Origin of the sequence: Pseudoalteromonas sp. S558, from assembly GCF_005886635.1 — a bacterium.
GTDB classification, from domain to species: Bacteria; Pseudomonadota; Gammaproteobacteria; order Enterobacterales; family Alteromonadaceae; genus Pseudoalteromonas; species Pseudoalteromonas aliena.
Genome location: NZ_PNDU01000333.1, coordinates 1 through 1,630 on the forward strand (window position 1 = coordinate 1; position 1,630 = coordinate 1,630).

The following is a 1,630-nucleotide window of genomic DNA, read 5'->3' on the forward strand; positions in this document are numbered from 1 at the left end:
AGTCCTTTAAAATTTTATATTTAGAACAACTAGATACAAAAACTTTTGCCTAGTTCTAGCGTAATTTTCTTAACGTTAAATAGACCCCATATATAAGCAGGTTGGTATAACGAAGTAAAGTGACCTATCAAAATCACTACTTTTGCATGGTTTTTTAGCTTATTTTGTAGTTGCAAATAAGAGTCATCAAACTGTCACAAATAGTTAATATTCTATGCGCGCATTCACTATAGGAACTTAGATTTATGCGCGTTTCATCCTTTACTCGGTTATTAGCAATATTGCTGGCTTCGGCAAGCGTTTTATTAGGTTCTACACTGTTTTGGGCGAGCCAAACATTACTTAAACTAGAGCAACAAGATACGGCCTACAGCCAGCTTAAAAATACTATTCTGGTCGATTTAGCAGGGCAGTTAGGTAACTACTTAGACCAAGGTGATAGTCAATATTTAAATCTCGCATCAAATTCAATTGAGTTAATAAAAACCAATCAGTTATCTATACTCCCCAATGACTTAAGCATTAAGCTTGAGCAGCAGCTAACTGCACTCAACGATGATATAAACGGTAAGTATCGAGCGCTTGGCAAGCTCTCGGGCAACGAAACGGCCTTACTTGATAATGCATTGAGGCAAATGACGGGCTCTGCGTCAGCGCTTATTAGTTACGCTAAAAAAGCATCGCCGCAAAATAATGATGCACTCAATTACTATACACTGGCCAGTGATTACTATAGCGAGGCTGTTAACTTATCTTTGTTTACTTATCAATTAATCCTTCAGTATGATGAAAGTACTTATCAAAGTTTGCAGCAAAGTGTTAATAATTTAAACCAAGTTGCCAAGTCTATCGATCAACTACCTAATTTAGGTGTAATGAGTGATGTTGATGAGGATGCTTTATTTGTTGACGAAGAGGCCGAAGATTTGGCCGACGAAATAAAGTCAGAACTGCTAAGTTGGCCAAGTCGTTATCCTCGTGATCTATCCAGTACTCTAAAACAAACGCAGCAACGCGAAAGTGGTTCTAATAATCTGCGCGCACAAATTAGTACACTTTCAAGCACGGTTATAAATGCAGAGCAATTGTTAAAAGTAGAGCAGGGCACTTTAAAACAGCGTGTTTTTTGGGTGTTTTGTGTTGCTATAGGCACACTTGTTATATTGGCTGCAGGTGTTTATTTTGTGCAACGAAATCAAGTGCTCACACCTTTGAGGCAATTACGTGATGGCTTTGCTTTTTTAATCGAGAGCAATGAACTTAAAAATATTGAATGCAAAAATGAAAAAACGGAAGTGGGCGAAATAGCGCAATATTTTAATCTATTAATTGATCGCCAGCGAAATGAAGCACAAGATCGTGCAAAAATGCTCGAAGTCGTTAACGATTTTATGCAACAGATGAGTAATCATCTGCAAACGATCAGCCAGCAAACCTCATTAAGTCATGGGCAAGTTGAGCAAAACCAAAATTTGCTAAGCGATATTCAACACATAGGTGAGCAGGTTAATCATATTAACTCCCAAGTTGCTGATAACGCAAAAAGTACCTTTTCAGCAATGGAGCAAAGCTTAGGATTTTCTCAAAATATGCTCAATGCCAGCTCTGAGACTCAAGAGCGTGTAGAGCA

General features: G+C 38.0%; 1 protein-coding gene. It reads left to right on the forward strand.

Going from position 1 to position 1,630, the window contains the following annotated elements:
* Positions 1 to 245: 245 nt before the first annotated feature.
* A partial coding sequence (locus CWB66_RS18615) for a methyl-accepting chemotaxis protein (protein ID WP_138586536.1) occupies positions 246 to 1,630 on the forward strand: 1,385 nt, incomplete at its 3' end.